Annotated in this window: 17 protein-coding genes and 6 tRNA genes; 10 read left to right on the forward strand and 13 right to left on the reverse strand. The window is 61.7% G+C overall.

The genetic code is table 11. From position 1 onward, the window contains the following. Positions 1-271 precede the first annotated feature (271 nt). The 7 genes from fabB to H3L91_RS05745 all read right to left on the reverse strand — a co-directional run bounded on the left by fabB (position 272) and on the right by H3L91_RS05745 (position 6,510). Positions 272-1,486 carry a beta-ketoacyl-ACP synthase I gene (fabB, locus tag H3L91_RS05715; protein ID WP_007342653.1) on the reverse strand — a complete coding sequence of 405 codons (1,215 nt, stop codon included), beginning with the start codon at positions 1,484-1,486 and terminating at the stop codon, positions 272-274. 113 nt (positions 1,487-1,599) lie between these two features. Continuing rightward, the gene (gene fabA / locus H3L91_RS05720) at positions 1,600-2,124 is read right to left on the reverse strand and encodes a 3-hydroxyacyl-[acyl-carrier-protein] dehydratase FabA (RefSeq protein WP_007342654.1); all 525 of its coding nucleotides are present in this window, start codon (positions 2,122-2,124) and stop codon (positions 1,600-1,602) included. Between the two features lie 120 nt (positions 2,125-2,244). Further along, entirely contained in the window at positions 2,245-2,970 is a 726-nt protein-coding gene (locus tag H3L91_RS05725) for a hypothetical protein (protein WP_007342655.1), read from the reverse strand. Then, on the reverse strand, positions 2,967-3,545 hold the full coding sequence (locus tag H3L91_RS05730; protein WP_007342656.1) for a hypothetical protein: 579 nt from the start codon (positions 3,543-3,545) through the stop codon (positions 2,967-2,969). The genes H3L91_RS05725 and H3L91_RS05730 overlap by 4 nt, the downstream gene beginning before the upstream one ends. Beyond that, the gene (locus H3L91_RS05735) at positions 3,542-4,582 is read right to left on the reverse strand and encodes a Rieske 2Fe-2S domain-containing protein (RefSeq protein WP_007342657.1); all 1,041 of its coding nucleotides are present in this window, start codon (positions 4,580-4,582) and stop codon (positions 3,542-3,544) included. Before H3L91_RS05735 ends, H3L91_RS05730 begins: the two co-directional genes overlap by 4 nt. Next, positions 4,579-4,743 carry a hypothetical protein gene (locus tag H3L91_RS05740; protein ID WP_154647196.1) on the reverse strand — a complete coding sequence of 55 codons (165 nt, stop codon included), beginning with the start codon at positions 4,741-4,743 and terminating at the stop codon, positions 4,579-4,581. Before H3L91_RS05740 ends, H3L91_RS05735 begins: the two co-directional genes overlap by 4 nt. A 210-nt stretch (positions 4,744-4,953) precedes the next feature. Next, positions 4,954-6,510: a GH3 family acyl-acid amido synthetase gene (locus tag H3L91_RS05745; protein ID WP_244958486.1), complete on the reverse strand. Its 1,557-nt coding sequence runs from the start codon at positions 6,508-6,510 to the stop codon at positions 4,954-4,956. Here H3L91_RS05745 and H3L91_RS05750 point away from each other — a divergent pair. From H3L91_RS05750 to H3L91_RS05780, 7 genes are all read left to right on the forward strand, one after another. Beyond that, entirely contained in the window at positions 6,509-6,679 is a 171-nt protein-coding gene (locus tag H3L91_RS05750; protein WP_007342660.1) for a hypothetical protein, read from the forward strand. The two genes, H3L91_RS05745 and H3L91_RS05750, sit on opposite strands and share 2 nt — an antisense overlap. A 60-nt stretch (positions 6,680-6,739) precedes the next feature. Further along, positions 6,740-6,815 (forward strand) — tRNA-Val (locus H3L91_RS05755). A gap of 34 nt (positions 6,816-6,849) precedes the next feature. Then, a tRNA-Asp gene (locus H3L91_RS05760) sits at positions 6,850-6,926 on the forward strand. Positions 6,927-6,967: 41 nt separating this feature from the next. After that, positions 6,968-7,043, forward strand: a tRNA-Val gene (locus H3L91_RS05765). 34 nt (positions 7,044-7,077) lie between these two features. Continuing rightward, positions 7,078-7,154: transfer RNA gene (locus H3L91_RS05770), tRNA-Asp, on the forward strand. A 41-nt stretch (positions 7,155-7,195) separates the two neighbouring features. Beyond that, a tRNA-Val gene (locus tag H3L91_RS05775) sits at positions 7,196-7,271 on the forward strand. Between the two features lie 34 nt (positions 7,272-7,305). Continuing rightward, a tRNA-Asp gene (locus H3L91_RS05780) sits at positions 7,306-7,382 on the forward strand. A 474-nt stretch (positions 7,383-7,856) separates the two neighbouring features. On the opposite strand, the gene H3L91_RS05785 is transcribed toward H3L91_RS05780, so the two are convergent. From H3L91_RS05785 to pcnB, 4 genes are all read right to left on the reverse strand, one after another. Next, positions 7,857-8,270: a hypothetical protein gene (locus tag H3L91_RS05785; RefSeq protein WP_154647197.1), complete on the reverse strand. Its 414-nt coding sequence runs from the start codon at positions 8,268-8,270 to the stop codon at positions 7,857-7,859. Next, positions 8,267-8,539, reverse strand: a complete 273-nt coding sequence (locus tag H3L91_RS05790) for a hypothetical protein (protein WP_154647198.1) — start codon at positions 8,537-8,539, stop codon at positions 8,267-8,269. The genes H3L91_RS05785 and H3L91_RS05790 overlap by 4 nt, the downstream gene beginning before the upstream one ends. Positions 8,540-8,550: 11 nt before the next feature. Next, a complete protein-coding gene (locus tag H3L91_RS05795; RefSeq protein WP_007342663.1) occupies positions 8,551-9,327 on the reverse strand; it encodes a ferredoxin--NADP reductase in 777 nt (258 codons plus the stop codon). A 75-nt stretch (positions 9,328-9,402) separates the two neighbouring features. Then, positions 9,403-10,752 (reverse strand): polynucleotide adenylyltransferase PcnB, encoded by a 1,350-nt coding sequence (gene pcnB / locus H3L91_RS05800; protein ID WP_040659484.1) that lies wholly within the window; start codon positions 10,750-10,752, stop codon positions 9,403-9,405. A 173-nt stretch (positions 10,753-10,925) separates the two neighbouring features. Here pcnB and H3L91_RS05805 point away from each other — a divergent pair, with 173 nt between their 5' ends. Continuing rightward, on the forward strand, positions 10,926-11,438 hold the full coding sequence (locus H3L91_RS05805; RefSeq protein ID WP_007342665.1) for a thioredoxin family protein: 513 nt from the start codon (positions 10,926-10,928) through the stop codon (positions 11,436-11,438). Between the two features lie 79 nt (positions 11,439-11,517). Then, positions 11,518-11,946, forward strand: a complete 429-nt coding sequence (locus H3L91_RS05810) for an EamA family transporter (protein ID WP_007342666.1) — start codon at positions 11,518-11,520, stop codon at positions 11,944-11,946. A gap of 188 nt (positions 11,947-12,134) precedes the next feature. Here H3L91_RS05810 and H3L91_RS05815 read toward each other — a convergent pair whose 3' ends face one another. Continuing rightward, a complete protein-coding gene (locus H3L91_RS05815) occupies positions 12,135-13,358 on the reverse strand; it encodes an aspartate kinase (protein ID WP_040659486.1) in 1,224 nt (407 codons plus the stop codon). Between the two features lie 136 nt (positions 13,359-13,494). On the opposite strand from H3L91_RS05815, the gene H3L91_RS05820 reads away from it, so the two are divergent. Next, positions 13,495-14,175: a tetratricopeptide repeat protein gene (locus H3L91_RS05820; RefSeq protein ID WP_007342668.1), complete on the forward strand. Its 681-nt coding sequence runs from the start codon at positions 13,495-13,497 to the stop codon at positions 14,173-14,175. Between the two features lie 144 nt (positions 14,176-14,319). On the opposite strand, the gene recN is transcribed toward H3L91_RS05820, so the two are convergent. Next, positions 14,320-15,984 (reverse strand): DNA repair protein RecN, encoded by a 1,665-nt coding sequence (gene recN / locus H3L91_RS05825; RefSeq protein ID WP_040658864.1) that lies wholly within the window; start codon positions 15,982-15,984, stop codon positions 14,320-14,322. Between the last annotated feature and the right edge of the window lie 336 nt (positions 15,985-16,320).

A 16,320-nucleotide genomic window follows, 5' to 3' on the forward strand; every position in this document is an offset into this window, starting at 1 on the left:
ATCTCTCCCGGGTTGGATTCTTCTTGCGGCGGTTTACCCGCCTGCCGCATAAGATAACATGAGTTTACACGGCGGCGCAAAAGGATTGCGCGAACGGCGGGAGGCCGTCTGAAAAAGGCAGAGGAACGGCTTTGCGGGCGGCGCAAGGGCAGGGCGGCAGACACAAGGCCGTCTGAAAAGCGGGGGCTGCGTGTTTGGCGGTGGCAAGGCAAAAGGCCGTCTGAAAACTGTGTTTTCAGACGGCCTCTCTTGTGCGGCGGGGTACGGTTTGCTATTTGACCCGGCTGAATATCAGCGTGGCATTGGTTCCGCCGAAGCCGAAGCTGTTGGACATGACGGCGTTGAGTTTGGCGGGGCGGTTTTCGCGGACGATGGGCAGACCGGTGGCGTGTTCGTCGAGCGTTTCGATGTTGGCGCTGGCGCAGGCAAAATCGTTCTGCATCATCAGAATCGAGTAAATCGCTTCGTTCGAACCTGCCGCGCCTTGTGCGTGGCCGGAAAGCGACTTGGTGGAACTGATAAACGGGATTTCCTGTCCGGCGAACACTTCGCGGATGGCGCCCAATTCTTTGGTATCGCCGACCGGCGTAGATGTGCCGTGGGCGTTGATGTAATCGACTTTGCCGCCGTGCTGCGCCAATGCCATCTGCATACAGCGCACTGCGCCTTCGCCGGAAGGCTGCACCATGTCGTAGCCGTCGGAAGTCGCGCCGTAGCCGGTCAGTTCGCACAGGATGTTCGCACCGCGCGCTTTGGCGTGTTCGTACTCTTCCATGACGAGGATGCTGCCGCCGCCTGAAATCACGAAGCCGTCGCGGTTGGCATCGTAGGCGCGGCTGGCTTTTTCGGGGGTGTCGTTGTATTTGCTGGACAGTGCGCCCATGGCGTCGAACAGGCTGCTCATCGCCCAGTGGACTTCTTCGCCGCCGCCGGCGAAAACGATGTCTTGTTTGCCCAGTTGGATGAGTTCGGCGGCATGGCCAATACAGTGTGCGGAAGTGGAGCAGGCGGAGCTGATGGAATAGTTCACGCCTTTGATTTTAAACGGGGTGGCCAAACAGGCGGATACGGTGGAAGCCATACATTTGGTTACGCCGTAGGGGCCGATGCGCTTCACGCCGCTGGCGCGCAGGGTGTCGGCTGCTTCCACCTGAGAAGACGAAGACGCGCCGCCGCTGCCGGTTACGATGCCGGTGCGGATGTTGGAAACCTGCTCTTCGGTCAGGCCGGCATGGGCGATGGCTTCCTGCATGGCGATGTAGGCATAGGCCGCCGCGTTGCCCATAAAGCGCAGGATTTTGCGGTCGATGTGGTCTTTGGGGTCGATTTTGATGTTGCCGGCCACGTGGGAGCGCATGCCCATTTCGCGGTAGCTTTCGTCAAACGAAATGCCGGATTTCAGGTTTTGCAGGGAAGAGAGGACTTCGCGGCAGTTGTTGCCGAGACTGGATACGATGCCGATGCCGGTTACGACGACTCGTTTCATGGTTCAAACTCCGGTGTGGTGGGCAGCCTGAAAGGGTTTTCAGACGGCCTTTTTATATGGATGAGGCCGTCTGAAAAGCGGGTGGGTGCGTTTCAGGCAGCCTGAAAAAGGGCTTAGAAATCGTCGGTGCTGGTGAAGAGGCCGACGCGCAGGCCGTTGCCTTCGTAGATTTTTTTGCCGTCCACGCTCATTTCGGCGTCGGCGATGCCCAGCACCAGCTTGCTGTTCATCACGCGTTTGATGTGGATGTGGTAGGTGATTTTTTTGTGTTTGGGCAGCACTTGTCCGCTGAATTTGACTTCGGCGCAGCCCAGCGCGCGGCCGCGCCCGGGTGCGCCGGTCCAGCCGAGATAGAAGCCGACAAGCTGCCACATGGCGTCCAGGCCGAGGCAGCCGGGCATGACGGGGTCGCCGATAAAGTGGCAGCCGAAAAACCACAAATCGGGGTTGATGTCGAGTTCGGCGACAATTTCGCCTTTGCCGTATTTGCCGCCGGTGCTGTTGATTTCGGTGATGCGGTCGATCATCAGCATGTCGGGCAGAGGGAGCTGGGCGTTGCCCGCGCCGAACAGTTCGCCGCGCCCGCAGGCGAGGAGTTCTTCTTTGGTGTAGCTCGATTGGGGAGTGAAGGTGGTCATGGGGTTCCTTAGACTGGTTTTGAGTTTAGAGACTATGCTCTAAAAGGGCGCATTCTATATGCACGCGGGGCGGTGCCGCAACTTTGTTTGTATGCCGCGCCGCAGATTGCGGGCGGGTGTTCACAGCGCGCCCCGTTGCAGTCCGGCGAGAAAGCCGCGCAGGGCGAAGGAGCGCAGGTTTTCGGGCGCGAGCAGGGTGAGGCAGACCAGCTCGTCGCCCTCGGCGTGGCGCGGGTTGCGGCTGCGGAAGTAGGCGGCTTCGGGGTTGGCGGCGGTTTTTTCGTTGAGCCATTCGCTTTTGAGGTGGCCTTGCGATTCGGGGTAGCGGATGAGGCCGCTGTCGGGGCGGTAGTGTGCGCCGAAGCGGGCGGCGGCGAGGCGGTCGATAAGCCGCTGTATGTCGGGCGGGGTGGGGCGGCGGCGGTTGGGGTAGTAGTTTTTGCTGAACGCGTTGAGGTAGCGGTAGGTGCGGTCGCCTTTGACGATTAACAGCCAGTAGAGCGGGGTGTCGGGCTGCTGCGCTTTCAGACGGCCTGCCAGTTCGCACCAGGCCAGCGGCAGGGTTTGTTCGCCCCAGTAGCGGTGGTCGATGATGGTGTCGCCGGAGAAGAGGGCGCGGCCGGTTTGGCCTTCGTGGGAAAACGGCAGGATTTTCAGGGTGGTGAAGCCGCGCGTTCGGCCGTGTTCGTCTTCCAGCAGCAGGATGTGGTCTTTTTCGGCGAGGTCGCGGGAGAACAGTTCGGGTGAAGTGCCGCCGTAGTAGCGCGCATAGAGGGCGTAGAGCTCGGCGGTGCGGGCGGCGGAGAGGTTTTGCGGGGTATCGGTGCGGGTGGCGAGTTTGTTCATGGCAGCTTGCGGGTGAGGTGGACGAGCCAGAGGGCGAGGGCGGAAACGATGGCGGCGGTGGCGGCCTGGTTGGCCAGATGGGGGCTTTCCCAGCCGACAAACCACACTTTTGCGTGCGGGTGGTGGCGGTGGAAGGCGGCGATGTAGGCGGCGAAATACGCTTCGGCGGCGAACATGGCGGCCATAACGGCGAGGTTGGCGGCCAAAAGGCGCGGTGTTTCGCGGCGGCACAGCCATGCGGCACTCAGCAGGACGGCGATGCTGGCGAGGTCGTGGGCGATGCCGTAGGCGTACTGCCAGCAGCCGCAGCCGTACATTAAAAACACTTCGGCGAGGGCGCGGGCGAGCATGGGCAGCCAGAAAACGAGATAGGCAGTTTTCAGACGACCTGAAACGCGTTCGGCGCAAAACACCACGGGCGGCAGCAGCAGCCAGAACAACACGGTCGCCCCCAGCCACAGGGCTTTGGGCAGAGCGATTTGCCCGCCCGCTGCGGCGAAATGGTTTTGCCAAACATAAAACAGCAGCGCGGCGGCCAGCGTCAGCCAAGAGGCCGTCTGAAAAGCGCGTTTCACAAATGCAGCTCCTGTTCGCGCACCACGCCCGCCGCTTCCGGCGTGCCGCCTTCGGCGAGGGTTTTGCGCCAGGCCGTGATTTCCGGCATCAGCAGGTCGGCCGCGCTGTTGCAGAAGCGGGCGCGGCCGCCGAAACGGTCGATGTTGTCGCGCTGCTGCTTCATCATGGCGACGTCCTGACGGATGATAAGCTGCGAGAGCGGCTGGAACACCAGGCGGATAAGCGGGTTCAGCCGGCCGAATTTGTAGCTGACGACGGTGTGCACTTCGGTGGTGTCCTTATCCAGCGGCGTGCAGGAGGAAGTAACGATGTAGTGTTTGCCGTCGGAGAAGCGGTAGTCGACGCGCGAGGTGGCGGGGGCGATGAAGCGGTCGGTGTGCGACATTTCGGTATCGCTGTTTTGCAGCAGCTTCCACACCAGGCTTTTTTCGCGCGGCTCGTTTGCGTATTCGATTTGCGCGCCGTCGGCATTGCGCCGCAGCAGGGCGCGCACGGGTTTGCCGGTGGGGGTGCGGAACCAGGAGTTGTGCACATACACCGCGTGCGGGCAGTCGAGGAAGTTTTCCAAGCACCAGTCGACGGGCGCGGCAAAGCGGGTTTTCATGCGGAAGGTGGTGTAGCCCGCCTCGTCCAGGCAGGCGAAAGGCAGCGGCGCGGGCGTGGCGGGCGTGCCGATACACAGCCAGACATAGCCGTCCTGCGCCGTGCAGTGTACGGCGGGCACGCGCACGTCGGGCGTGCCGCCGCAGCCGCACAGGGCGGGAATCTCCGCCAGCCTGCCGTCGCCGTCGAACGACCAGCCGTGGTAGGCGCATTTGAGGCAGCCGTTTTCCACTTTGCCGATCGACAGCGGCACGTTGCGGTGCGGGCAGCAGTCGACAAGCGCGGCATAGCGGCCGCCGCCCTGATGGAAAACGGCGTAGTGCCGCCCGAAAAGCCGCACGGCCTGCGGCTTTTTGCGCACGTCTTTTTCGCGTGCGGTGATGTACCAATAGTTATGCAGGCCGTCGGCGGCGGGCTGTTCGGGGGTGGTCATGGCGTGTTCCTTGTTTGCTGTTTTGGTTTGGTTTTATGGTGTTGGCTGCGCCGAAGCTGCGCTTTCAGACGGCCTCTGCGGGTGTTTGAGGCCGTCTGAAAAACGGTTTGGCGCACGGGCGCGGCTGTTTGGTTTTCAGACGGCCTCTGCGCGCGCGGCATGTAGGGTGGGTCTTGGCCCACCGTTTCAGCCGCATCGTTAATGGTGGGTCGAGACCCACCCTACTGTGGCGCAAACTGCGCAGGGTTTCAGCCTTTTTTATCGCGCGATATGGTTTCAGACGGCCTCTGTACTCGTTGAGGCCGTCTGAAAGCGCAGCTTCGGCGCAGACAAAACACGGCTTTGCTGCGGCAAACGGGCAAAACGCTTTTTCAGACGGCCTCACCGTCTTCCGCAACCGGCGGCAGCAGCAGCGGGATTTTGCGCACGGCAAAACGCTGTTCCGCGCGGAAAAAGCCCGCCGCGTAAGCCTGCGGGTCGGCGCAAAAGTGCAATCGCAGGGCGGCGAGCTGGCCGGTGCGGCGGGCGTAGGCGTATTGCGGGTTGCCGCCGAGCGCGTCGTCCAGCCGCGCCGCCCAAGCGGGGTTTTGCGCCCAAGCGCGGCCGGCGCACAGCAGGCGGTAGTAGGGCGGGTCGGCCTGTACGCCCTGCAACAGCGCGGCCTCGGGCAAATCGGGCGACACCTTTTCCATCGCGGCACGGACAAACGCCTCATTGAGTTTTTCGCCGCACAAATCGCTGCTCAGGCCGCCGCGTCCGACAAATTCGATTTGCGGCACGCCGCCGCGCAGGGCGTGCACGCGCACATGGTCGCCCGTGTCGTAGCGGTACAGCCCGCCCTGGGTGGTAACAATCAGGCGGTAGTCTTCACCCGCGCGGGTCTGCCAAACGGGCACAATGCCGTTCGCGCCGTGAAACTCGTAAAAATGGCTGTTCACGGCCAACAGCGGCAGGAGGCCGTCTGAAAACCGCCCGCCGCCGTTTTCAGACGGCCTCTCGGGCGGAGAAAACGGAATGCTGCCCGCAAATTCCGTCGCCAGCAGCCCTTTGCCTTCGACAAACACATGCGGCAGCCGCTTTTGCAGCGCGGCGGCGGGCGCGGCGGCGGTGTGGCTCGTCCAGCAGCTTACCGTGTCCAGCTGCGGCCAGATGGCGCGGGTGTCGGGAATGTCGCGCGACAGGGCACGGGCAAGCGCGGCTCGGCGGCGCGGGTCGGCGATGTGTGGCAGAAGCTCGTCCTGCCGCGTCTGCATGGTGTGCAGAAACAGCAGCAGCATGGTCGGGCTCCACAGCGACACGAAACTCAAATCCGGTGCCCCCAGCAGCAATTTCGCGCAGGCAAACTGCCATTCTTGCGCCGTTTGCGCCGACAAAAGCTCCGGCAGAAACAGCGTGCGCGGCGCAAGCGCGGCGGCGGTTTCTGTGCCGAAATAGTCCAAATCGCTGCCGCTGCCCAAAGGAATCCCGCCCTCGGTGTGCGTGCGTTCGCGTGCGGCGGGGCTGACGATGAAAAACAGTCTGCCCACAAACGCCTGCGGCCGCCGCCGCCGCAAATCCGCCAGCCACGGCAGCACGGCGCGGCGGAAGGCGACATACAGGCTCTCGGTGTAGGGCACGGGCTTCGCGCCGCCGGTGCTGCCGCCCGTTTCCTCAAAACAGACAACGGCTTCGGCGGTAAGCAGCCCGCGCCCGCCCGCCGCCGTGCGTTCTATCAGCGGGCGCAGGTCTTCGTAAGCGGCCACGGGCACGGCGCGGGCGAAGTCTTCATAACAGCTGATGCGCGCGAAACCGTGCCGCCGCCCGTAGAGCGTGCCGCAGTTGGCGGCGAGGATGTCGGCCAGTATGCGCCGCTGCGCGCGCTGCGGGTCGGCCAAGGCCGTCTGAAAAGCGGCAAGGGCGGCGGCAAGGGCGGGAAGGGGCGGCATCATGGCGGCGGTTGCAAAAAGCGGCAAGATTACCCGCATCCGCGCGGTGTGGAAAGACGGCGCGGCGTTTTCAGAGTGCGAAGCCTCCCGCCTCGGGACGGCCTTATCACGCGGCAAAAGGCCGTCTGAAAATAAAAGATACGTTTATTCAATATATTGCGCCTTTATGTAAAGAGACTGCTTGCGCGGCGGGGGATAATTTGGTTTAATCCGCGCTTCGCTGAAAAGCAGCGGGTGATTAGCTCAGTTGGTAGAGCGTCTGCCTTACAAGCAGAATGTCGGCGGTTCGACTCCGTCATCACCCACCAGTTTCTCCTTTCGTTGTCGGTTGGACAATGATGCGCGGTGGTAGCTCAGTTGGTTAGAGTACCGGCCTGTCACGCCGGGGGTCGCGGGTTCGAGCCCCGTCCGCCGCGCCAAAGTTTCCCGAAATACCGAGGCAGTCAGTATTTTGTTTTACGGGTGATTAGCTCAGTTGGTAGAGCGTCTGCCTTACAAGCAGAATGTCGGCGGTTCGACTCCGTCATCACCCACCAGTTTCTCCTTTCGTTGTCGGTTGGACAATGATGCGCGGTGGTAGCTCAGTTGGTTAGAGTACCGGCCTGTCACGCCGGGGGTCGCGGGTTCGAGCCCCGTCCGCCGCGCCAAAGTTTCCCGAAATACCGAGGCAGTCGGTATTTTGTTTTACGGGTGATTAGCTCAGTTGGTAGAGCGTCTGCCTTACAAGCAGAATGTCGGCGGTTCGACTCCGTCATCACCCACCAGTTTCTCCTTTCGTTGTCGGTTGGACAATGATGCGCGGTGGTAGCTCAGTTGGTTAGAGTACCGGCCTGTCACGCCGGGGGTCGCGGGTTCGAGCCCCGTCCGCCGCGCCAATTAATTGATACAACAGTAAACATCCGGCTTTAAGCCGGATTTTTTGTTGCCTGAAATTTTTGCACAACCCAAACGGCAGTTTGGAAATCAAAAAATACCGTCATTCCCGCGCAGGCGGGAATCTTGGTCGGATGCAAACAATTTTTGAAGAAACAGAACGTTGCTAAAATTTCGACAAAACTCCCGCGTGCGCGGGAATGACGCTGTGCGGAGGTGTCCGAGCTTATGCAACGGCTTCCGCTTGTGTTTTAGGGTTTGTGCCGTTGAAAGGCCGTCTGAAAAGCCGGATTGCTTTGCTGCGATTTGGTTTTCAGACGGCCTTTGGCGTTTCCAAAGGTTTGGAGGCAGTCCTGAGGCGGGAGGCTTCGCACTCTGAAAAACGCCGCGCAAACGTTTTTTTATTCCGTATTGCGGCTTTGCGGCGAGGGTGGGATTTTCTCTTGCAGGAAAACCAGAAAATCCGTGCAAAGCCCTTATTTTATTTCAAACATTTGTTCCAGCAGCATTAGGAAGTCTTCATAGATCGCGCCCGGCAGGGGATTGCCTTCCAGTGTTCTTGGGAACAGGAAATGTACTGTGATACGCCGGATGTTTTTCTCTGTGCCTTCCGAGTTTTCGTAATTTTTCCACGCGTATGTTGCACGGGTGCGCAGTTCGTGATGGGTGATTTTCCCGGCCGGGAAATTTTTTGTGTAGGCCAGATCGCTTGCCGGGTCTTCCTGCGTGCTGAAAGGCAGGACGCATGTTTCGATGAAGTCCAGCCAGATGTCGGGCAGGTCGCGGTAAGGTCTGTTGACATTCAACTTGCGAAGCGGATTTTGCGGCAGAAAATGGCAGATGCAAGGCGAAAACACGAGCCTATGCCGTCCATAGGCGAGTGTTTTCAACGCGGCAGATGCCGTTTTATGACGTAAAAGCCGCCGCAACCGTTGATTGTCAACAGACCCTGGGGATATGGTCGAACAAATCCCGTTCGCTCGCGCCGTAATAGGCTTGCAGGATTTCGTTGTTGCGGATTTTTTTTCTCTCTGGCACGGTCTTTTTTGCCCATATTCAGCTTTCGGATATTCACAAGATAAGAGAACACCTGCCGCAGAGCGGACGGGTGTCCGGCCTGCGGCAGGCGGTTTTCGGCGGGTTTGTCTGTTGCGGGCAAACGGCGGCGCGTTATTGGTCGACGAACGCCCGTTCAATCAGGAAGTCGCCGCGCACGCCGACTTTGGGGGATTCGACGAGGCCGAAATCGTTGAGCACTTGGCGGGTGTCTTTGAGCATGGCGGGGCTGCCGCAGAGCATGGCGCGGTCGTCCTGCGGGTTGATTTTCGGCAGGCCGATGTCGTCAAACAGTTTGCCCGAGCGCATCAGGTCGGTGAGGCGGCCGTGGTGGAGGTAGTCTTCGCGGGAAACGATGGGGTAGTAGATCAGTTTGTCGCGCACGATCTCGCCGAGGTATTCGTCGTTGGGCAGTTCGCGGGTGAAGCGGTCGTAGTAGGCGAGGTCTTTCTGGTAGCGCACGCCGTGCACGAGGATGACTTTCTCAAACATGTCGTAGATGTCGGGGTCTTTGGTTACGGCCAGGAAGGGGGCGATGCCGGTGCCGGTGGACAAGAGATAGAGGTGTTTGCCGGGGTTGAGGTCGCCCGCGACGAGGGTGCCGGTGGGCTTTTTGCTGATGAGCACGTCGTCGCCGACTTTGAGGTGTTGCAGGTGGCTGGTGAGCGGGCCGTCTTGGACTTTGATGCTGAAAAATTCGAGATGTTCTTCGTAGTTTGCGCTGGCGACGCTGTATGCGCGCATGAGGGGTTTGCCGTCCACCATCAGGCCGACCATGACGAACTGGCCGTTTTCAAAGCGCAACGATTCGTCGCGGGTGCAGGTGAAGGTGAAGTAGGCGTCGGTCCAGTGGTGGACGCTGAGGACTTTTTCGGTGTTGAATGCTGCCATTTGGGTTTCCTGTGTGAAATGGGGGAAAGGCCGTCTGAAAAAGGGGGAGACGGCCGGATGGTTTTCAGACGGCCTTTATCCGTTGGCGGCAGCCGCTGCGGGTTTGCGTTTGCGCGATCTGCGGCGTTTTTTGCGGTTTGCCGAGGGCAGTTCGTTGGCGGCGGCGGTCATGGCGGCGGACATTTGCTCGCGCTCTTCGGGTTCGGCGTGCTGGAATGTTGTCCACCAGTCGGCCAGCTCCTGCGGCGCGCTGCCGGTTTTGGCGCGCAAAACGAGGAAATCGTAGGCGGCGCGGAAACGCAGCTGGGCGAGCAGGCGGTGCGGACGCATGCCGCGCCGGTTGTCGAACTGGGGTTGGAGTATCCAGATTTCGCGCATGGTGGCGGAGAATTTCTGCGGCACGCCCCAGCCCCTTTCCACGGTGTCGTCCAAGTCGGCGATGGCGCGGCTGAGGGCGGGAGCGGGTTTGAGGCCGTTTGCCTGGTTTTGCTGCCAGAGGGCGTTGAGTTTGTCCCACATCAGGGCGGCGAGGACAAAACCTGCGGAGACGGATTTGTCGGCGCGCACGCGCTCGTCGGTGTTGCGCAGCGATTCGCCGATGATGCCGCCGCTGCCGTCGGCGGCGGCCTGCTGCAAGGCGTCGAGCAGGGGGTGGATGCGCGCGGCGATGCCGAGGGCGCGGATTTGGCCGAGGCAGCGGCCGGCGTGGCCGGAGAAGAGGAGTTTGGTGATTTCGTCGAACAGGCGGGCGGGGGGCTCTTCTTTCAGACGGCCTGCATAATCGGCGGCGGGCGCGGCGGTGCGCTCTTCGATGGTGAAGCCGAGTTTGCCCGCGAGGCGGATGGCGCGCAGGATGCGGACGGGGTCTTCCTGATAGCGTTCGGCGGGGTTGCCGATCATGACGATGCGGCGTTGTCTGACGTCTTGTACGCCGTGGTGGAAGTCGTGGATTTCGCGTTTGACGGGGTCGAAGTAGAGGGCGTTGCAGGTGAAGTCGCGCCGGCCGGCGTCTTCGGCGAGCGTGCCGTAGGTGTTGTCCTTCATGATGCGTCCCTGCTCGTTCTGCACCGCGCCGCCGTTGCCACGGAAGGTGGTTACTTCGATGGTTTCGGGGCCGACTTGGACGTGGACGATGCGGAAACGGCGGCCGATGATGCGGCTGCGGCGGAAGAGGGCGCGGACTTCTTCGGGGGTGGCGTCGGTGGCGACGTCGAAGTCTTTGGGCTGCGCGCCGATGAGCAGGTCGCGCACCGCGCCGCCGACAACGTAGGCTTCGTAGCCGGCCTGTTGCAGGCGGGAGACGGTTTTTTCGGCGGCGAAGCTGATGTCGTCGGCGGTGAGGCCGTGTTCGGCGTAGGGGATGGTGTGTTTGACGCTTGCGGCGTCGGCTTTGCCGGCCATTTTGCGCCAGAGTTTTTTCAGCATGTGTTTCTCGAAAAACGGGGATTTGCGCCCCGCCGACATAAAAATGGGGCGCATTATACCCGTGGCGGGCGGGAAATAAAACAAAGGGCTTTTCAGACGGCCTCTGCGCGGATTTGTTCGGCGGCCGTCTGAAAGCGTAAAATCGGGTTTTCAAACCGAAAAGGAGGACGATTGTGAACGCGAAACACCTTGCCGCCGCCGTTTTGGCCGCTACGCTGGCGGCTTCGGCATCCGCTGCGGATTTGCGCGCCGAGCTGGCTGAGGCGCGCACCGCCGCGAAACTGGCGGCAGAAAACACCAAAAGCTATCAGGATACATACAGCGACATCTATTTCGATTTGGGCAGCCTCACCGTGGCCGAATTCGAGCGGCGCGCGGCTTCGGGCGAAACGGTGTACGCCTACATCGGCCGCCCCAGCTGCGGCGACTGCAACGCCTTCGAGCCGCTGTTCAAACGCTACATCGCCGCGCACAGGCTGGACGGCAAAATCTGGTTTGTCAACGTCCACCGCCTGCACCAAAACCCCGAAGCGTGGGCAGCGTTCAAACAGCGTTACGGCCTCTCAGGCACGCCGGTGCTGGCCAAATACGCAAACGGGCGGCAGCAGAACAAGCTGGATTTCGAGGAAAACGGCGGCATCGGCGGCGCGGATTTGGAACGCTGGCTGCAACTGAACGGTTTGTAAACAGGATTTCAGACGGCCTCTGCGCCGTGCAGGCCGTCCCGAGGCGGGAGGCTTCGCACTCTGAAAACAGGAGAAAGCAATGGAACACACATGGTTTTACTGGGCTCTGGCCTCGGCCTTTTTCGCCGCGCTCACTGCGATTTTCGCCAAAGCCGGCTTGCAGGGCATCGATTCGGACTTCGCCACCTTCATCCGCACGCTGGTCATCATCGCCGCGCTGGCGGCCTTCCTCAGCTACGCGGGCAAATGGCAGGGCGTGGGCTCGTTCACCGCGAAAAACTGGACGTTTCTGGTTTTGTCGGGGCTGGCCACCGGCGCGTCGTGGCTGGCCTATTTCAAGGCCCTGCAAATGGGCGAAGCGTCGAAAGTCGCGCCGGTGGACAAATTCAGCATCGTGCTGGTGGCTCTGTTCGCCGTTGTTTTTCTGAAAGAACGTCCCTCGTCGCAGGAATGGCTGGGCATCGCCCTGATTGCCGGCGGCGTGCTAACGCTGGCTTTGAAGCGGTAGGTTGGGAACAGGAAAAGGCCGCCTGAAAACCCGAAAATCCGGTTTTCAGACGGCCTTTTGTACGGCACAAACCGCGTGCGTGGCAGAGCCACACACCCTACCTGTTTGCACAGAGGCCGTCTGAAAACCCGTTTTACAGGTTTTCAGACGGCCTTTTTATCCGTTTGCCGCGTTATTGCGCGTCTGCGTCAGGCGTGTTCCAAACCGAAGGTTTTGTGCAGCACGCGGGTGGCCAGTTCCATGTATTTTTCGTCGATCAGCACGGAGACTTTGATTTCCGAGGTGGAGATCATCTGGATGTTGATGCCTTCTTCGGCCAGGGCGCGGAACATCTGCGCGGCCACGCCGGCGTGCGAGCGCATGCCCACGCCCACGATGGAGACTTTGCACACGGTGTCGTCGCCGTTCACTTCGGCCGCGCCCAGATCGGCTTTGAGGCCGTTCATCAAATCGAGGGTGGGCTTGTAGTCGCCGCGCGGCACGGTGAAGGAGAAGTCGGTGGTGCCCTGCGCGCCGACGTTTTGGATGATCATGTCCACTTCGATGTTGGCCTCGGCGATGCTGCCGAGAATCTGGTAGGCGATGCCGGGTTTGTCGGATACGCCGCGCACGTTGATGCGGGCTTGGTTTTTGTCGAATGCGATGCCTTTTACAACCGCTTTTTCCATGTTTTCGTCCTCTTCAAAGGTAATCAGGGTGCCTTCGCCTTCGTCGGTCAGGCTGCTCAATACGCGCAGGCGAACTTTGTATTTGCCGGCAAATTCCACCGAGCGGATTTGCAGCACTTTGGAGCCGAGGCTGGCTAGTTCGAGCATTTCTTCAAACGAGATGGTGCTCATGCGCCGCGCTTCGGGTACGACGCGCGGGTCGGTGGTGTACACGCCGTCTACGTCGGTGTAAATCTGGCATTCGTCGGCTTTAAGCGCGGCGGCCAGGGCAACGGCGGAGGTGTCCGAGCCGCCGCGCCCGAGCGTGGCGATGTCGCCGCCGGCGGTAACGCCCTGGAAACCGGCCACAATGACGACGCGGCCTTCGCCCAGGTCGGCGCGCATTTTGTCGGCGTCGATGTGGTCGATGCGGGCTTTGGTGTGCGCGTCGTCGGTGCGCACCGCCACCTGCCAGCCGGTGTAGCTTTTGGCCGGTACGCCGATGTCTTTCAGAGCCATGGCCAAAAGGCCGATGGTTACCTGCTCGCCCGTGGCGAGGACGACGTCCAGCTCGCGCGGGTCGGGAAACTCCTGCATTTCGTGCGCCAGAGCCACCAGCCGGTTGGTTTCGCCGCTCATCGCGGACACCACCACCACCACGTCATGACCTTCGGCGCGGGCGCGGGCGACACGTTTGGCGACGTTTTTGATGCGTTCGGGCGAACCCACCGAAGTGCCGCCGTATTTCTGTACGATTAGTGCCATTTTCGTGCTTTCTGTTTGAACAATGCGAAAGGGCGGCATTATTGCCATTTTTCGTCGCGCCGACAAGGAATTTGGCGGGCGCGCGCTTTGTTGCATAAAATTGCGTTTTCCGCCAACAAGCACATGGAGCAACAACATGAAAAAAATCCTCGCCGCCGCCCTGCTGGCCTTCTCCGCCGCCGCCTTTGCCGCGCCCTATCCGCAGCAGAACATGCAGAGCGTGATCACGCCCGAGCGTTTCAGCGGCGCGGCGGCCGACAAAATCTACAACGATTTGGCCGCGCACGCGGGCGAGTATCCCGTGCGCTTCGACAACGCCGCCGACCAAAAACGCGCCGCACGCGACGCGGCCGAGCTGTTGCGCATATCCCGCTCCCTTATCGAAACGGACATCATCAAACCAGGCGACGAGGCCTACATCCCCATGCTGCACCGCACCGCGCAAACGGCCTGGATCGCCCACAACTTGGACGTGGAAGGCGCGGCACAGATTGCCGACGGCTACTACCGCAAGCTGCTCTCGGCGCAGCCCAAGGCGCAGCGGGCGCAGACCCTGGGCGAATATGGCGGCTTCCTCGCCGCCTCCGCACAAACCGACGCGGCTTTGCGCGTGCTGCGGCAGGCGGTGGACGGCGGCAACGGCGCAGCCCGCAAACCGCTGGCCATCGTGCTGCTGACCAAAGGACAGAAGGAGCAGGCACTGCGCGAAATCCGCGCCTATGTGAAACAGTATCCGCGAGACGAGCAGGCAAAACATATGCTCGAAGCGGCGCAGGCCGGGCGCGTCGAAGTGAAAGGCGCGCCGATGGCGCGTTAGCTCGCTTCGGTTTGGCAACAGAGAGGCCGTCTGAAAAGCCGTTTTATCGGTTTTTCAGACGGCCTTTTTCATGGCGGAAAACCGCGTGCGTGTCTGCGCCACACACCCTACATTGGCCGCAAGAGGCCGTCTGAAAAACGGGGTTTATGCCTTTTGCGCGTTTTCCAGCATTTCGGCGGCGTGGCGGCGGGTGGTGTCGGTGATGGTTTCGCCGCCGAGCATGCGGGCGATTTCGCCGGTGCGGCCCTCGCCGTCGAGGACGCGGATGCGGCTGAGGGTTTGGCTGCCGTCGCTGTTTTTGCTGACCTGCCAGTGGTTTTGCCCGCAGGCGGCCACTTGGGGCAGGTGGGTTACGGCGAGCACTTGGCGGTGTTGTCCGAGTTTGGCGAGGGCGCGGCCGACGGTTTCGGCCACGCCGCCGCCGATGCCGGTGTCCACTTCGTCGAAGATGAGGGTGGGGATGGCGGTGTGGCGGCTGGCGGCCACTTGCAGGGAGAGGCTGATGCGGGCGAGTTCGCCGCCGGAGGCGACTTTGTCCAGCGGCCGCAGCGGGCTGCCTTTGTTGGCGGACACTTGGTACTGCACTTGTTCGAGGCCGTGGGCGGAGGGGGGGCAGGGGGGCAGGGTAACGGCAAACTGCGCGCCTTTCATGGCGAGGGTCTGCATGTAGGCGGTGGTTTCCGCGCCGAGGCGTTCGGCGGCGGCGTTTCGTTGTTCGGACAGGTTTTGCGCGGCCTGCATGTAGGCTTGTTCGCATTTTTGCACGGCCTTTTGCAGGGCTTCGGTGTCGGCGGCGGCTTCGAGGCGGCCGAGGGCTTCGGCGGTTTCGGCCAGTTTGGCGGGCAGCTCTTGCGGTTCGATGCGGTATTTGCGGGCGGCGGACATGAGTTCGCCCATGCGTTCTTCTTGGGCGGCCAGCTCGGCGGGGTCGAGTTCGGTGCGGTTTGCGACGCTGCGGGCGGCGGCGGCGGCTTCTTCGAGTTCGGCTTCGACGCTTTCGAGCAGGGCGACGCTTTCGGCAAAGCGCGGTTCGAGGTGGCTGAGGCTTTCGAGGGTGCGGCGGCAGCGGTAAACGTGGTATTGCAGGCCGTGTTCGCCGTTGATGGTTTCTTCGGTTTCTTGGGCGGCGGCGATGAGTTCGGCGGCGTGGGCGAGGCTGTCGTGGCTTTGGCTGAGGCTTTCCCATTCGCCGGGGAGGGGGGCGAGGCGTTCGAGTTCGCCGGCCTGCCATTCGAGGCGTTCGCGTTCGATTTGCAGCTGTTCGCCTTCTTCGCGGGCGGCGCGCAGGGCTTCGAGGGCGGCCTGGCGGCTGCGGTAGGCGGTTTTGACTTCGGCGGCCAGTGCGGCGCAGCCGGCGTAGGCGTCGAGCAGTTCGCGTTGGACGGCTTCGCGGTTGAGCGACTGGTGGGCGTTTTGGCCGTGGATGTCGATGAGGCGGCTGCCGATGTTTTTGAGGTGGGCGAGGGTGGCGGCCTGGCCGTTGATGTAGCTGCGACTTTTGCCTTTGGCGTCGATGACGCGGCGGATGGTGAGCTCGGTTGCGCCTTCTTCGATCAGCCCCTGCGCGGCCAGCTCGGTTTGCATTTCGGGCAGGGCGGCGAGGTCGAACAGGGCGGAAAGGCGGGCTTCTTTCGCGCCGGCGCGCACTTGGGCGTAGTCGGCCTTGTCGCCCAACAGCAGGCCGATGGCGTCGAGGGTGATGGATTTGCCCGCGCCGGTTTCGCCGGTGAGCACGGTGAAGCCGGGTTGGAAATCGAGTTCGAGGTGGTCGACGATGACGAAGTCGTCCAGTGTGAGTGCCAGCAGCATGGTTGTCCTCCGGATAAGGCCGTCTGAAAAAGGGCGGATTATATAGCTGTGGCGGGGGAAGCGGCAGGGGCGGGGTGCGGCGGGGGATGCGGACAGGCCGTCTGAAAACATGGAATGTGTGCTTTCAGACGGCCTTTTGTTGTGCGGCAATGAACCGCGTGCGTGGCTTGCGCCACACACCCTACGTAAGGGGCAGGAGGCCGTCTGAAAACATGGAATGTGTGCTTTCAGACGGTCTTTTGTTGTGCGGCAATGAACCGCGTGCGTGGCTTGCGCCACACACCCTACGTAAAGGGCAGAAGGCCGTCTGAAAACATGGAAACTGCGTTTTCAGAA

Source organism: Neisseria bacilliformis (assembly GCF_014055025.1).
GTDB classification, from domain to species: domain Bacteria; phylum Pseudomonadota; class Gammaproteobacteria; order Burkholderiales; family Neisseriaceae; genus Neisseria; species Neisseria bacilliformis.

Coding starts and splice junctions, on each gene's coding strand:
- H3L91_RS05745 (WP_244958486.1), bottom strand. CDS start 6,510: ATGATGCCGCCCCTTCCCGCCCTTGCCGCCGCCCTTGCCGCTTTTCAG.
- H3L91_RS05750 (WP_007342660.1), top strand. CDS start 6,509: ATGGCGGCGGTTGCAAAAAGCGGCAAGATTACCCGCATCCGCGCGGTG.
- fabB (WP_007342653.1), bottom strand. CDS start 1,486: ATGAAACGAGTCGTCGTAACCGGCATCGGCATCGTATCCAGTCTCGGC.
- H3L91_RS05810 (WP_007342666.1), top strand. CDS start 11,518: ATGGAACACACATGGTTTTACTGGGCTCTGGCCTCGGCCTTTTTCGCC.
- H3L91_RS05735 (WP_007342657.1), bottom strand. CDS start 4,582: ATGACCACCCCCGAACAGCCCGCCGCCGACGGCCTGCATAACTATTGG.
- H3L91_RS05740 (WP_154647196.1), bottom strand. CDS start 4,743: ATGCCGCGCGCGCAGAGGCCGTCTGAAAACCAAACAGCCGCGCCCGTG.
- recN (WP_040658864.1), bottom strand. CDS start 15,984: ATGCTGCTGGCACTCACACTGGACGACTTCGTCATCGTCGACCACCTC.
- H3L91_RS05815 (WP_040659486.1), bottom strand. CDS start 13,358: ATGGCACTAATCGTACAGAAATACGGCGGCACTTCGGTGGGTTCGCCC.
- fabA (WP_007342654.1), bottom strand. CDS start 2,124: ATGACCACCTTCACTCCCCAATCGAGCTACACCAAAGAAGAACTCCTC.
- H3L91_RS05795 (WP_007342663.1), bottom strand. CDS start 9,327: ATGGCAGCATTCAACACCGAAAAAGTCCTCAGCGTCCACCACTGGACC.
- H3L91_RS05725 (WP_007342655.1), bottom strand. CDS start 2,970: ATGAACAAACTCGCCACCCGCACCGATACCCCGCAAAACCTCTCCGCC.
- H3L91_RS05820 (WP_007342668.1), top strand. CDS start 13,495: ATGAAAAAAATCCTCGCCGCCGCCCTGCTGGCCTTCTCCGCCGCCGCC.
- pcnB (WP_040659484.1), bottom strand. CDS start 10,752: ATGCTGAAAAAACTCTGGCGCAAAATGGCCGGCAAAGCCGACGCCGCA.